The 14,305-nt window shown below is 55.0% G+C and carries 9 protein-coding genes; all 9 read right to left on the bottom strand.

All coding sequences use genetic code 11. The features are described from left to right. Positions 1-12 precede the first annotated feature (12 nt). The 9 genes from ACTJIK_RS06830 to ACTJIK_RS06790 all read right to left on the bottom strand — a co-directional run bounded on the left by ACTJIK_RS06830 (position 13) and on the right by ACTJIK_RS06790 (position 14,292). On the bottom strand, positions 13-1,836 hold the full coding sequence (locus ACTJIK_RS06830; RefSeq protein WP_440645610.1) for a glycoside hydrolase family 97 catalytic domain-containing protein: 1,824 nt from the start codon (positions 1,834-1,836) through the stop codon (positions 13-15). A gap of 99 nt (positions 1,837-1,935) precedes the next feature. Further along, complete coding sequence (locus tag ACTJIK_RS06825; protein WP_440645609.1) at positions 1,936-2,319, bottom strand: rhodanese-like domain-containing protein; 384 nt, start codon at positions 2,317-2,319, stop codon at positions 1,936-1,938. 172 nt (positions 2,320-2,491) lie between these two features. Beyond that, the gene (locus ACTJIK_RS06820; RefSeq protein ID WP_440645608.1) at positions 2,492-4,669 is read right to left on the bottom strand and encodes an IPT/TIG domain-containing protein; all 2,178 of its coding nucleotides are present in this window, start codon (positions 4,667-4,669) and stop codon (positions 2,492-2,494) included. Positions 4,670-4,687: 18 nt separating this feature from the next. Beyond that, positions 4,688-7,966 carry a TonB-dependent receptor gene (locus ACTJIK_RS06815; protein WP_440645607.1) on the bottom strand — a complete coding sequence of 1,093 codons (3,279 nt, stop codon included), beginning with the start codon at positions 7,964-7,966 and terminating at the stop codon, positions 4,688-4,690. 22 nt (positions 7,967-7,988) lie between these two features. After that, positions 7,989-8,975: a fasciclin domain-containing protein gene (locus ACTJIK_RS06810; RefSeq protein ID WP_440645606.1), complete on the bottom strand. Its 987-nt coding sequence runs from the start codon at positions 8,973-8,975 to the stop codon at positions 7,989-7,991. Between the two features lie 18 nt (positions 8,976-8,993). Then, positions 8,994-10,265 carry a fasciclin domain-containing protein gene (locus ACTJIK_RS06805; RefSeq protein ID WP_440645605.1) on the bottom strand — a complete coding sequence of 424 codons (1,272 nt, stop codon included), beginning with the start codon at positions 10,263-10,265 and terminating at the stop codon, positions 8,994-8,996. Between the two features lie 21 nt (positions 10,266-10,286). After that, positions 10,287-11,345 carry a fasciclin domain-containing protein gene (locus ACTJIK_RS06800; protein ID WP_440645604.1) on the bottom strand — a complete coding sequence of 353 codons (1,059 nt, stop codon included), beginning with the start codon at positions 11,343-11,345 and terminating at the stop codon, positions 10,287-10,289. Between the two features lie 23 nt (positions 11,346-11,368). Beyond that, complete coding sequence (locus tag ACTJIK_RS06795; protein ID WP_440645603.1) at positions 11,369-12,556, bottom strand: hypothetical protein; 1,188 nt, start codon at positions 12,554-12,556, stop codon at positions 11,369-11,371. Further along, positions 12,556-14,292, bottom strand: coding sequence for a DUF4397 domain-containing protein (locus tag ACTJIK_RS06790; protein ID WP_440645602.1), 1,737 nt, complete (start codon positions 14,290-14,292; stop codon positions 12,556-12,558). Before ACTJIK_RS06790 ends, ACTJIK_RS06795 begins: the two co-directional genes overlap by 1 nt. Between the last annotated feature and the right edge of the window lie 13 nt (positions 14,293-14,305).

The following is a 14,305-nucleotide window of genomic DNA, read 5'->3' as shown; positions in this document are numbered from 1 at the left end:
GAAAGATACGGCTCAGTTCGTGATGCGTATCACCAGCCCGCCCGTTGCCGGTATGGTAAACTTCAGGGTATCGGAACGCTTAATATTTTTCTGCTGTACTGCAAACCCTTCCCCGTCGCTTACGATAAGGGCTTTATAATTCTTACGCCCCAGGAAACCGGGCCGTAGTGTAAACTCCTGCGGAAGTTCCGTTCCATTGATCACGGCCACATACCATTCGTTAGCGTTCCTTTTCGCCAGCGCCGCCAGCTTCCCGATCTCGCTTCCTTCCAGCACCCATGTTTCATCCCAGGTCACCGGCAGGGTTTGCAGTAAAGGAATGACCGGCGCATATAGCGGGTCATTCACGATCGTCACGGGGTTTTCCGCCATGCACTGGAAAGGGGAATTGAAGAGGTACATCAGCGCCAGCTGGTGTGTATAAGTGGTAGGACCTTTGTTAGTGAAAAAGCCGGGCGTATAATCCCCGTGCCCGCAGAGAAAACGTGTGAAGGGTAGCGCGGCGTTGTGCCAGGCCGGTATCGGCTCGTTCATCGTGTTCAATTCCAATCCCCGGATGCCTTCCCTCGTCATTTCATTGGGGTAGGTCACGCTTTCGCCGGTCGGGGCGTGGCATCCGTGGAAATTCACCATCAGCCTGCGTGCGGCGGTGGCTTTAAGAAAACCTATCTCGAAATCCACCAGCGCTTTCGCTTCGCTGTTCATGAAATCCGTTTTAACGCCGGCAATGCCGTAAAGCGCCAGGCTGTCCAGGAACGCGTCGCGTTGTTTCGGCTCGCGAAGCCATTTTGAATCCCGCCACACCCAAACCTTCACCTGCCTATCGGCGGCATAAGCACAGATCTCTTTCAGCTGCTCCCATTTGTCTGGCCAAACGGTTTCCCAGCCTTCATCCAGCAGGGTGTAGTTAAACTTCAATGCGGCCGCAGCATCGATGAAACGTTTTTCCTCATCCGGCTGCATGTAATTTTCTTTCCTGGTGATCCAGCTCCAGACGGCCTTGCCGGGTTGTATATAAGAAACGTCGTTGTAGAGGGATCTGTCAGGGCGGGGGTTCAACGCAGCAATCATCCGGTTGTTCACCAGGCTGTTCAGATCAGGGGCATACATCACCACGCGCCAGGGCGAGAACTGCCCTCCCTGTGCTTCAAAGCCCTGCTCCCCTTCCGTGAAATTCACCTGCACGGTACGGTTGCCGGTAGCTTCCAGCCGCATGCCGCTGTAGCCGTACAACGCCGCTTCGGTAACGACGATATAACTTTTGTCCCGCAGCTGCATCACTAAGGGCTTTCCCTGCACAGGGCCGGATGAAGAAATAACCGGCAGGCTGTCGATGGAAGTACTCGTCCACCATCCCGCATATGATTTTAATTTCCAGGCGCTGTTGCGTTCAAAGAACCATACGCGGGAAGCGGCGGGAATTGCGAACGAAGTGTATTCTCTCCTGATCTTTTTTATTCCTTCGCCGGGAAGCTTGTACCGGAAAGCGCAGCCGTCGCTGAACAGGCGGAATTCCATCCCGAATGTGTACTGCGCGCCTTTTACAGTCACTTCATAAATGCGGCTGTTGTTTATAATGGTTTGCCTGGAAATGGAGATGCTGCTCACTGCACGTCCCAGTTCGGCGTCTTGCAGTGCTATTCCCGCGGCGGAAGGTTCGATGAGCGTTTTGCCCCCGGCAGCGGCGGACCAGGTCAACTGGCCTTTGTGCACGGACAGCTGCGCGGATATTTTACGGGATGGGTCCTGGAAGTGAAGGGTACTTTGCGGATAAGCTTTTAATGCGATGATCTGCAGCACCAGCAGCTGCGCAATAAGGTGGAATTTATAGCCCATGCTCAAATTTATCACGCGGGTTTGCACATGGTCCTGCCCCGCATCAATAAATATTTTGGGAACCTTCCCTTTTTACGGGAATGTTCCCAAAATACAATACTATTCCTCCACAGGCAGCGAGGCTTCTTTCCAGGCTTTGATGCCGCCATCGAGATGCGCTACATTCTCATATCCCATCTGTTTCAGCGTTTGAGCGGCCAGCGCGGAGCGGCCGCCGGAGGCGCAGTGCAGGATGATCCTCTTTTCCTTGTCGAATTCGGGTTTGTGATAAGGAAGGGAGGCATCTGCGTAAAATTCCAGCATGCCCCGCGGTGCGTGTATAGCACCGGGTATCATGCCGTTCTGTTTCAGCTCTTCGCTTTCGCGGATGTCGATAAGCGTGGCGTTGCCTTTGGACAATTCGTCCTTTACCTGCTCAGGCGTGAGGTTTTCGATCTGCTGTTTGGCTTCTTTGACCATATCAGCCGCTGATTTCGGAGTCATAAGCGTACGTTTTTGAGGTTTAATGATCGGGGTGTGTTTGTAATTTAACGAAATATCCTGCAAACCGGCCCGGTAAATTGTTGCCTGGCGCCGGTCCTGTCCAAAAAAATCCCCCGCCTGAAAACAGGCAGGGGTGTTGTTTTGATTTATTTAAGTGGTTTTTGCTACATCGTTATTCGAGAAATACTTTACGGATCGCTTTGTTGTTCGGGTCCAGCAGGTAAATATTTCCCTGCCTGTCCATCGTAATATCTTTGATGACAGACATTCTTGCTTCCATAAAACTGCCGTCTGCAAATCCGGACAAAGGTTCCAGGCGCATGGGGCTGCTTACCTGCCCGCTGCTGAAATCCACCCGGCGGATCGCAAAGTTGTATTTGTCCATGATCAGCATCCGGCCCTGTGCGTCGAAGTAGAACGCTGAAGCGCCGTAGCTCACCTGCGCGGAATTGATCGGCCCGTCCTCGTAGCCCGATATCCTGAACATCCTTGTCTGCGTATTGTCTTTATTCAGGCGGATAGTGGTAGGGTCATATTCATCGAAAGTGAAGTAAATAGCGCCGTTCGCGTCTATGGCCGGGCGGCAGGGGTCATTGATCCCCAGGGCTGTGGCGCGTTCCTGCGCGCCGGAGGGGTATATGCGTGTTATCCCGTTATAGCTCTGGGTGGCGTAAATGTTATTATTCCTGTCTATTGCCACATTGCCGATACGGTTGCTTAATGTAACCAGCGTGGTCACCACCGCAGCCGGCGTGATCTTGCGCACGTCGAACCCATCGCCTACGTACAGGTTATCCTGCGCATCGATGGTAATGCCGGAGGGGTAAGAGAACCGGGCTTCGGTACCCGTGCCGTTGGCGGAACCTGTTTCGCCTACCTTGCCGGCGAATACAGTAGAAACGCCGTCCGGGGTTATTTTCAGGATGTAACCGAAGGCTACCGCCGCGAAGACGTTGCCTTTGGAATCCGCTACAATGCTATTGATGTTGGAAGGCAGCGCAGCGCTTCCCGGCCCGCCGATCAGCGTAAGCATACCGGCCCGCCTGAAGGTGGAAGGGCTTTCGGCAGTCAACGTGCCGCGCGATACTTTTATTTTACCGGTGGTTAACGCGGCGGGCGCTGTCACGGTCAGCGCTGTTCCTTCGGCATTCACCGCGGTAATAATACCGGGCTGGCCGTTGAACAGGACGATATTTTCCGCCGGCTGCGCACTGAAACCGGTGCCTGTGATGGTCACGGAAGTTCCTGCCAAACCATTGTCCGGCGTCATTTTCGTGATCCCCAGCGTTTGATCTTTGAACACCGGCCCGGTTACGGCCTGATCGTTCACCGCGAGCTTCACTGCGCCGTCTCCCGTGTTGCCCGGGATCGTGAGCGTTAATGTATTGGCGGTTGCAGCGGAAACAGGAACCGGTTTCCCGTTGATCGTTACCACGTTTTCATCTGCAATAATGCTGAAATTAACCCCTTCGATCGTCATCACCTGCCCTGCGGGGCCGCTGAGCGGCGTCACTGTGCTGATTTCCGGGAAGGGCACTACGGTAAACGCGGGACCGGAAATTTTCTGCCCGTTGATGCTCACGGAAAGCGGGCCTGTTTTGAGACCGGCGGGAGCCGTCACTACCAGCTGCTCTGCGGTGGCTTCCAGTACGGTAGCGGCAAGACCGTTAAAATCGACCTGGTTGTTAGCCGCAACAGCCTCAAAACCTATCCCTTTGATCACCACTCTTGTGCCCGCGCCGCCGGTGAGCGGTTTTACGGCGGTAATGGCCTGGTAACGGAAAACAGGTCCTGTTGAGGACTTCCCGTCCACTTCCACCGATACGGCGCCGCTGCCTGCGTCTGCCGGCACTTCGGCTACCAGCAGGGTATCGCTGGCGCTTACCACGTTCGCTACTTTGTCGTTGATCTTCACAACGGCCGGCGATTCAGTGCTGCCAAATCCTTCGCCGGTAATGCGAATGTGCGAACCCGCGGGACCGTTTGCCGGTGAAACCTGCCGGAGGCTCAGCGCCTGGTAAGTGTAATTGCCCACATCCACGGTTCGTGCGCCGTCTGTAAGCGTGATGGTGCCGGTAAGGCCTTCCGCCGGCGCCTGTACCACGATCCTGTTCTGCTGCACGCTTACCAGTGCGGCTTCCTTCCCTGCGAACGATATGCCCATCTGCTTGCGGCCGGTAAACCCGGCGCCTTCGATGGTAACAATCGTACCGCCTTTACCGCTGTTCGGATAAAAACGTTCCACGGCCAAAGGCTCCGGCTCAACATTCTTTTCCCTTTTGCAAGCCTGCATTACGATCGTAAAGGCGAACAGGCAGCCAAGGATGATATAACTGATATGTTTTTTCATGATGCGCTGTTTTGGATATTAAAAAGTGTAACGTAAGCCCAGCTGCACCTGGCAGCGGGAACCGAAATAATCGACCGCGTAAGGCTGGCCGGGATCGCTGAAACGGTACACGGGGCCATGCTCCGCATTTTGCTGCGGCGGATACAGGGTGGGCACCAAACCTGTACTGGCGGTAGAGTTGAACGTATTGGGCGAGAAATATTGAATGCCCCAGCTGGCATTGACGAGATTCGTAAGATTGATCACGTCTACCGTAAAACTGAGGAAGTTATCCGGCTTGCCCGCGAAGTGGAACTCTTGTGCAAAATGCAGGTCCGCCTGCACGTTCCAAGGCGTTCTGCCTGCGTTCCTTTCCGTGAATTTCCCGCGGCGGCTGCGGAGATAGCTGTTGCCGTCCACGTAGCTGTTAAACGCCGCAGCCTGCTGAGCCGCCGTAATAGCAGTACCGGCCGCGTCCACATAATCCGCGAAAAAATCCACTGCTTCGTTCGCCTGCGGAATGTACGCCAGGCTCACCTGCTGCGGCAGCCCCTGGATGCTGTTGTTCACGATGCCATACGTAAAGGGGCTGCCGGACTGTGCGCTCACGAAGAGGTTCAGGGAGCTGATCCATTTTTCATTCCATGCCTTCCGGTAATCTACATTGAATACCATCCGGTGGCGGATGTCGAAATTGGACCGTGCCAGCCCTGCATTGTTGGGGCTCAGCGCCTGGTTCAGCTGCCAGTTGGATTCCATCGAGTTGCGGACGCCGTTGAATGCGTCCTTGCTTTCGCCGTAGGTGTAGGCGCCCGAAGCGTTCAGGCCCGGAACGATGGTCTTGCTCACCGTGGCGGTAATGCTGTAGCGGAATCCTTTGCTGGTATTGCTTAGCAGGTAAGCGTTTGAAAAGGCGGGATAAATAGTACCGGAATATATCGGTTGTTGTTTGTCTTTGTCGTAGTAGTGATATGCGGGATTGTCCGTGATGTTCACCTGCTGGAAGAATACGTCCTTCAATGTTTTGGTGACCAGCCCCTCCAGCCCGAGTTTCCACTGGCCGGCAGCGGTATAGTCCAGCGCAAGGCTTGCGCGCAGCACCTTGGGCATGGTAAAATCGTTGTCGATCAGGTCTACCTGTGTTTTACCCGCATTCGGATTATTGATCACAACGCCGTTCTGCTCCACAAAATCCGCGATGCCGTTGTTGCCCGGTTTATTTGCATCGGAGCCCGGCGTAAACGGTTTGTTTTCCGCGCGCTGGTCGAAAGAACCATAGGTGCGGCCATTGTTGTAGAAGGCGTACGCCAGCCAGGCAAACGGCACCCTGCCGGTGAAAATGCCCGCTCCGCCCCGCAATACGAGGGATTGATCGCCGCGGATATCGTAACGGACGCCGATGCGGGGAGAGATCTGCACACGGTTAAAATAACGGCCGGTAAGCCTGCTCAATGGCGTGTAATAATAAGATGTACCGAAATAAGGATCGTCCGGCGCGTTCTTTACTTTATCCGTCAGTTCAGGACGGGTGGGCAGATGGGTATAGTCCGCACGGAGGCCCGGGGTGATCTTGATCTTATCGGTCAGCTGTATCTCGTCCTGCGCGTAAAGGCTGTACAGGTTCACATCAAATACCGCTGCGGGATTGGCAAGGATGTAATCCCTGGTGTTGTTGACATAATTGTAGCTGCCGCGCACGCGGTAAGGCCGGTTGCCGATATAATCCTCGATGCTCAGGTAATCCACGCGGCCGTTCCAGCTGTTCACAAAACCGTAATTGATGTGGTAGAATTCGTTGTGCGTGCCGAACAGGAAAGTATGTTTCCCTTTGCTCCAGGTAAAGTTGTCGCTGATCTCCAGCGTGCGCTGCCGCATATTGAAGATGGACGCTTCGCGGTCTGTACCGATATAGATCGTGGTGCCCGGCGCGCGGCCCATGATCTGCACCTGCGGCAGGTTTGGGTTGCTCAACGGGTCGCGCCGGTCTTTTACGGAAGTATATCCTACCACCAGGCTGTTGGAAGTCCTGGAAGAAAAACGGCTTTTCAGTTCCGCCACGGTGCTGTTCTGGTCGTTCGCCTGCTCAAAGGCCATGCTGGTGAACCGGAAATCCTGCTGGTCGCGGTCCATATGCACTGCTTTGGAAAAAATGGTGTTGTTGCGGAGGGAGAGCTGATGTTTGGCGTTGATGTTCCAGTCTGCCCGGCTAAAGAACTTCTCCGACCGCGAGGTAGCGTTGAACGCTCCCGCCGTGCCGGGATCGAAGGCGCTATACCGGCTCCTGGTGGCGTCGATGATAGCGGCGGCGTCTTTTTCGCTGAGGATGGCCGCGGTTTCGGGCATGCCTGCTTTCAGCAGCACGGGATCGGTGCGGCGCGTCAGCTCCATATTCGTGAAAAAGAAAAGCTTGTTCTTTATGATGGGGAAACCAAGACGGAAGCCCGCCTGGTAATCTTCAAAGCTCCCGGGCATTTTGCCGGAAGAACCTTTTTTGTCTTTTGCAATGAGCGAATTGTTGCGGCCAAAACCGTAAATGGAACCGCTCCATTTGTTGGTGCCGCTCCGCGTAACCGCGTTCACGCTGCCGCCGGTGAAGTTCCCGATCTTCACATCATACGGCGCAAGATACACCTGGATGTCTTCTATAGCGTCGAGCGAAACGGGATTGGTGCGGGTGCTGCTGCCGGGCTGGCCGGAGGTGCCGCTTTGCCCGCCGAGGGAAGGACTGAAGCCGATCGCGTCGTTGTTCACCGCGCCGTCGATCGTTACGTTGTTGTAGCGGAAATTGGTGCCGCCGAAACTGTTGTCCTTGCTTCCCTGTGGCACCAGCCGCGTCATATCCTGCAGGCTTCTGCTGATAGTGGGCATGTTGCGGATGCGGTCGCGGCCGATGTTCTGCCCCGCGCCATAGGTGTTGGCGCCGGCTGCGCGGCGGCGGCCGCTGGTGATCTCCACTTGCTTCAGCTGGGCAACGCCTGCTTTCATGACGATGTTCAGCAGCAATGGCTCTCCCAGCTTGATGGACACGTTATCGAACTGCATTTCCGCCATACCGGGTTTGGATACGGTAATGGTGTAAGGCCCGCCCGGGCGCATGCCCGGAATGCGGTAGCGGCCGTCTTTCGCGGACGAAACAGGATAAGGTGTACCGGAAGGGATATGTACGGCGATAACGTCCGCTCCTTCCAGCGGGGCGCCTTTTTCATCTGTCACTTTTCCCGCGATGCCGCCGCTCGTTTCTTGCGCCATGCCGCTGAAAGGCAATGTCAGCAAGCAAAACAACAGCATCGTGCATATCTTTTGTAATTGTATTTTCATGATGTTGTGGTTAGGGGTATTATCATTGATTGATCCGTAATACCTGGTCTGTAATGTGCAGGATGCCGTTGCCCGTAACGATGTCCCGGCGGGTTACGTTGATCTCCGTATTTACATTGCCGGCGCCCTGCAGCGTGATGCCGTCGTAGCCGCCCTGAACGGAACTGTTGGGCACGAGCGTGATCTTTACGGTGTTATTGTCCAGCATGGCCTGTGTGCTCACGGCCGAAGCACCGGTGCTCAGCACGTAATCGTTGAGGAAACGCCTGTCCGCCACGATGTGATACCGCAGCAAAGCCTGCAATACCAGCGGGTCCGTACCATTGATCTTTTCCAGTGAAACAAGGCCGTATGCCGTCATTGCATCGTTGTTGGGGGCGTATACTGTAAACGGGCCTTCACCGCGCAACAGTTCTTCCATGCCGGCATGCCGCAGTGCCTGGTAAAACAGCGTAAGCTCATTGTCTGCCGCGATAGCGTCCGCCAGGTGCCCGAAGCTGTATGGCTGCAGCAGGCGGTCTATCACCTGCACGAGGCCGTTGGATGCCTTTACGGCCTGCGGCGTGATTCGGCTGCCATTCACGGTCATGACCGTATCATTGTCTTTGATCCAGCGGGTGAAATATAATTTTCCGCCGCCGTAAGAAGCGATCTCCTGGTTGAACAGGAACGGCATGCGCTCCAGCTGGTACAATCCTTCGAGGATGTGATAGGCCGTGAGCTTTTTTACCGCGGGCTGGCTGGCGGAGATAATAGCGGCAGGGCCGTCGTAGCCGCCCGCGGCGAAAGCCGCGTCGGACGGTACCAGCACGGTGAAGGGGCCGTCGGCGGATACGGCATCGGTAAGATTGCTCCGGTCCAGCGCTGCACGGAAGGTCTTCAGGTTAAAGTTGTCCGTGATCACAGACGGCAGGATATTGTTGTCCCTCACACGAACATTGTCGTCCTTCGAGCAGCCCTGCATCAAAGCAGCCAGCAGGATCAAGGCATAAAAATGTATGATGCGCATAAAAATTTCGTTTGATGTTTAAAAATGAAAGCCTGGCGGAACGATCAGCCGGTCTATCACATGAACCGGGCCCTGGATGGTTTCAATGTCCGCCTCTATGATCGTGGCTTTTTCAGCGCCGCTGCCTTTCCATTGCACCTGTATGCGGCCGTTCGCGTCTTTCGAAAATTCCAGCGGCGAGGGTACCGGCGGAGCGTAATAGTCCAGCGGCTTCAGCCCGAAGCCGTTCATGATCTCAGGAATAAGGTCGTTGTTATAGAACACCGGCGGTATGTGTAACACATAGAAGCTCCGCTGGCGGCCCCAGGTGTTCATATACAGCAGCGAATCCAGCGGGCTGCGCCCCTTCAGGATGCTGATATCAAAATCAAACACCGGCTTGTAGCGGTCGTTCAGCGCACGGATATCATCCACCGTACGCAGTCCAACCTTTTCAAATGCTTCGTTGGTGGGCGCGAATATTGAATTGCGCTCCGTTAATCCAAACGGCAAGGCGTTACAATAACAGTCCCAGTCTATTTCAGCCTTCGATGTATTCAATGTTGTATTGTAAAACATAAACGGGGGCTGGCTAAGTGCATCCAGTCCGTCGATCGTTTCGTAGGTTTTTTCCGCCAGCTGCAACGCAGCTACGTAAAGCGTAAAACGCGGATCGCCTTCCAGCAGCTGGCGCATGTTTTTCCGCGCAGGTTTTAATACGCGGCTGATCTTCCAAATGGTCCCGTTCTTCGCGTAAACCGGCGCGGCATTACCCGCTACCCGGCCGCTCACCAGCAGCTGCTGGTCTTTTACGGCAAGGTATTGATGATAGCGGTAAACGCTGTCATATTTCACTGCGCTGCCCGGTGGGTTCAGCGGTTCGCTGAACACCGGGTTTACCAGCATCGTGCGCACGCCAACGCTGGCGGGAAGACTGGTGAACGACCTGTTGTCAATGGCCCCAATCACGGTGTGGAACATGAGCATGCTGTCCAGCGTCTCTTTTGAGGCGCTGCCGATGCCGGCATCGTCCAGCCCAGCGGCACGCATGGCGTCGTCGCCGGGTACCAGCACCGTGTACATCGTGTTGCTGCCCCAGCTGGCCAGAACGGCATTCATGTTGCTCTTCTGCCAGGCTTTGGCGAACAGGCCGTATCCCGGCCCTGCCAGCATTTGCTGCAACGTGCTGTCCGCCCCGGTATAGGGCACTTTTTCTCCCTGCGGCTCGGGCATAAATTCTTCTTTCCTGCAGGCTGAAGCGCATACGATCACCATCAGCCACATCCACCCTATATTTTTTATAATCTTCATGATGAAAATTTTATATCGTTTTTATTTGAGCGCATCGGCCGGCGTTACGCCAAGCGCTGTGAGCGGCTGAATGATCCCGTTGTCGGTAAGATTGTCCTGCATGGCGGAAGGCGCGCCCTGCACCTGCTGCAATGAGATGTACGGGAAGTCTTTCGCGGACCTCAGCCAGAAAGTGTACTTCAGCGCGGCCGTTCCATATTGTTCCTCGGGAGACACCACCAGGATGTAAGGATCGCCGTAGATAGCTGTTTCCAGGAAGTACTGGTTGCTGTTGGCACGGAACACTATAAAGTCCGAAATAAAAAAATTGCGGTTCCGCTGGATATAAGCGCCGAACAAACGATGGCCGTAGAACATCGACGTGTCCATTCTCGCGATGGAATCCGCATCTATACCCGCAGCTTCAAAGGCAGCATTATCCGGGGCGAACACGGTGAAAGGGCCTTTCTCCGCCAGCATATCCCACAAGCCGAATTTCTCAAACCCGGCGGAAAGCACACTGTATTCCGGCCTGTGCGCCAGCCAGTCCCGCACCGTGCCTTCGTTATATTTCATCACTTTGTTCAGCACATGGATCGTTCCGTTCGTCACCACCACATCCACCGGCGATGCCGTGGCCCCGTTGAAATAAGAAAGGCTGACGTTGCCGTTCGTGGTACGGTTAGACACGAATAACTCCTTTCCGTCCGCCAGTGTTTTATAACGGGCGTCCACCACTTTCGCAGGAATTTCCGCGGTGGTAAGCTTCCGGCTCAGCACGTGGTAACGCATCATGATGCGCAGGCTGTCCGTGTTCAGCCGGTCCAGGTCGGAAGGGCGCTGCAGCCCCAGCTCGTAAAAGGCAGAGTTGGCCGGCGCCAGCACTGTAAAGGGGCCCGGACCGTTCAGCTCCTGCATGAGGCCCGTTTTTTCCAGCGCGGCGGCAAACATGGACAGGTCGTAGTTATTCCTGATAAAATCTCCCGCCGGCCGGTAATTGATATTTTCCTCATACACTTCCAGCTGGTCGTGCTGGCATGAAACGGTAAAGGGAATTATGAAAAGCAGCAGCTTGTACAGGTAATTGTAATTTTTTCTCATGTTGATGATTTTGTCGGAATTGATCAATACACCGGCGGAGCGTATTTCCGCTGGATCGTGGTGAGATAAACCATTCCATTTACGATCTCCACGGTGTTCACCGTGGCAAAAGAGCGCGGGTTGTGTATGCCGGAATGAATGTTCACGATCATATTCGGCACCACGATCGCGCCCTGCACCATCCGGTAATCTTCGGCGGTTCCGTTGGCGTAACAGACGAACAGGCCATAGTTGCCATACGTGTCCGGAGCGTTAGTGTTATACGGGTTGTTGTTGGGCGTAAGGCCAGGTGAAAGCACCGAAAAACGCTGCCACACTTCCGTATGAATTCCGTCCGAACCCGTATCCGCAAACAGCGGGATGCTCTGATAAGGCGCTACGTTCCCGGCGCTGGTGTTCCTTTGTATACTGGCAATGTAGAGGTCCTGGTAGCCTGTTAAGGCCTGGTTCACGTCCGTCCCTTTATAAAGAGAGTAATAGATGTTCATGTTGTCCCTGATGCCGGGAGCCATCAATATCTGGTTCTGCTCGGTTCCTTTTTCCGTCGCGGATGCGTTCCAGTAGCCCTCGGAGCTCATGTTGTAAAAGTTCACATAGATCAGCGAATCGGATAAAGGCAGCTTATGAAAATTTTCCTGCCGCAGGATGATGCCTTTTTCCTTGGTACGGAAATTTTTCTGCAGCACATGCATCGTGTACACTTCTTTCGCATCCAGTTCCATGACGGTATCCAGCAGCACGATGTTCCTCAGCCTTGCTTCCAGCTGCGGGAAAGGAATGCCGTTTTTGGGACGGTAAAGAAAAAGGAAACGGTGCCGGCCGGAAGGTACCTGCGCCCAGCTGGACAGGTCGAATCCGTTGAGCACCGGCCCTACCAGCACATTTTCCTTGCCCGGGTATTCAGGATTATTCACGGAAGTGTTGCTGCCGATGTGAGAAGGATACGGCGGCGCATACTTTTCGCGCTGGTCCAGGAAATCGCCCATGATGGCGCCTCCTACGGGCACGCCGTCGTTATCCATCACCGGGTCTATCAGCATGGTGAGAAAAGGCTGCTGCTCATCCTTGTTCTCCAGCTTCACAGTGTAGTTCAGGTTGTTGAAAACCCGCAGGTACGCGGGGTTCTCTATCTGTGTATATTCCACTTTACTGCAAGACGCCATCAGCATGGCGCAGGCCGCAATACAGCAGTGTATGATTTGCTTGTACATTATCTGGTGTGTTTTACAATGATCATCCTTGCTTTTTCCCCGGCAGGAGCGCCTGCTTTATATTGTCCTATGAGCGCGATGGTATATACCCCGGGCTCCTGCACGGGCATGGTACCGCCGGTATACAATGCGGACCTGGCCACCAGGTCCTGGCTGTGAACCGTGGGAATATCAGCCAGCCATGCGCCGGGTACCACTGCCGGGGTGGAGCGGTATACTTTCAGCTGGTAAGCGTTGCTCGTAGCAGCATAGCGGGCGTAAGGCGAAGTGCTGAAAGGAACGATGCCGGGCTGAAGGTTGTCGCTCACGCCGGCTTCCGACGGAACGGGCTGGCCGTTGTTCTGCCTGAAAGAAACATAAGGCAGGTCCGCGCAGAAATTCAGGAAACGCAAATCGATGGGGAAAGTGCGTTTGTTGCGGTCGTAGGTAGCGTCCTGGCTGTTGTTGCCGATGGTGGTGTACACGCCGCTGAGATCGTTGCTCACGATCCTGATCTGCGCTTTGCCGTTTGCATCGGCATGCAGCCAGGCGGTGTAGTTCTGCCCGGCCTGCAGCAGTTGGGTGACGGCCGCAAGCTCTTTGCCCGAAGCATCTTTCGCGGCTATCTTCGCTTCTGCGGTGATGCAGGGACTGTAACCGCTGTATGTCCCGAAATCCTGCCCCTCGCCTATTTCCCGGCCGTTCACTGAAAGGGAAACAGCGGCGCTGCCGGGCAGCGCGTTCACCCATTGCACATTGGCGTAAGTGTGGTTCAACGCCTCACCGGCGTCCGCGATCACGCGGAAACCGTTCTGGAACATACCCACCTCTTCACCTGGATTGCCCAGGTAATAGGGAACGGTAAACGTAGCCGGCGCTACCACGATGGTATAAATACCGCCGGGCTGGTACGTTTTGAATGGCGCGTAAGTAAGGCCGCTGCTTACCGCATGCGGGCGGCCCAGCGTGTCTTTTACGATGGTGGAAGTGGCAGGGTCTATCTTATGTACATATTCCGTTGAGCGGGGTGCAACGGCCGTTACCTGGTGGCCGCCCGGCGTAAGCACCTTGAACTGGTAGGTGCCGTAAGGCAATTCCACATAGTCTGAATAAGCGCCCGGTGTTATGTTGCTGGTAGCGGTATGAACGGGCGTGCCGTCCGCCAGGGCCAGTGTCAGCGGCTGCGCTACGTCTTCCACACCCTGGAACTGATCGCTCAGTTTCGCGGCCATGTTCACGATGCGTATCTTGAAATGATCCGCGCGGGAAGGCGCATGCACGCTGCGCGGAACAGCCACTACCGCCGGCGGCGCATCTATCACGTACGGCTCGTCTTTTTGGGTGAGCAGGTAATAATCGAGCGGTGTGGTATAACTGTCCTTCACATCCAGCCGCAGCGTTCTCGCGATGGTTTGCCAGCCGTTGGCCTCGATAACGAGCGACACGGCGCCGTTTTTACCGAACAGCGAGCGCGGCAGGTACCATGTGCTGCCCAGCCGCCCGTTAGACGGGAAGTAGGGCGTGGCCGGGTATTCCCATTGGTTGTATTCCGGACTGTTGGGGATCACCTTGTAATTGGTGAGCGTATCGCCGTTGGCGATCACCTGGTTATATCCTGTTACGTTCACTACCCTCACGCTGCTGTTCGCCCGAGGGTCGGTAATTACCCTGTTATCCTTTTCATAGTCCTGCTTCTCTTTTTTACAGGCAGCCGTGAATGCCGCCAAGAGCAGGATCAATACCGGTATATATCTCATGTTGATTCTTTTT

Source organism: Chitinophaga sp. 22620 (assembly GCF_052044405.1).
Lineage (GTDB): Bacteria > Bacteroidota > Bacteroidia > Chitinophagales > Chitinophagaceae > Chitinophaga.
This window is presented reverse-complemented; position numbering and strand designations above follow the sequence as displayed.

Bases quoted from the DNA above. Each gene is read 5' to 3' on its own strand.
- ACTJIK_RS06830 (WP_440645610.1), bottom strand. From the start codon at position 1,836: ATGGGCTATAAATTCCACCTTATTGCGCAGCTGCTGGTGCTGCAGATC.
- ACTJIK_RS06825 (WP_440645609.1), bottom strand. From the start codon at position 2,319: ATGACTCCGAAATCAGCGGCTGATATGGTCAAAGAAGCCAAACAGCAG.
- ACTJIK_RS06820 (WP_440645608.1), bottom strand. From the start codon at position 4,669: ATGAAAAAACATATCAGTTATATCATCCTTGGCTGCCTGTTCGCCTTT.
- ACTJIK_RS06815 (WP_440645607.1), bottom strand. From the start codon at position 7,966: ATGAAAATACAATTACAAAAGATATGCACGATGCTGTTGTTTTGCTTG.
- ACTJIK_RS06810 (WP_440645606.1), bottom strand. From the start codon at position 8,975: ATGCGCATCATACATTTTTATGCCTTGATCCTGCTGGCTGCTTTGATG.
- ACTJIK_RS06805 (WP_440645605.1), bottom strand. From the start codon at position 10,265: ATGAAGATTATAAAAAATATAGGGTGGATGTGGCTGATGGTGATCGTA.
- ACTJIK_RS06800 (WP_440645604.1), bottom strand. From the start codon at position 11,345: ATGAGAAAAAATTACAATTACCTGTACAAGCTGCTGCTTTTCATAATT.
- ACTJIK_RS06795 (WP_440645603.1), bottom strand. From the start codon at position 12,556: ATGTACAAGCAAATCATACACTGCTGTATTGCGGCCTGCGCCATGCTG.
- ACTJIK_RS06790 (WP_440645602.1), bottom strand. From the start codon at position 14,292: ATGAGATATATACCGGTATTGATCCTGCTCTTGGCGGCATTCACGGCT.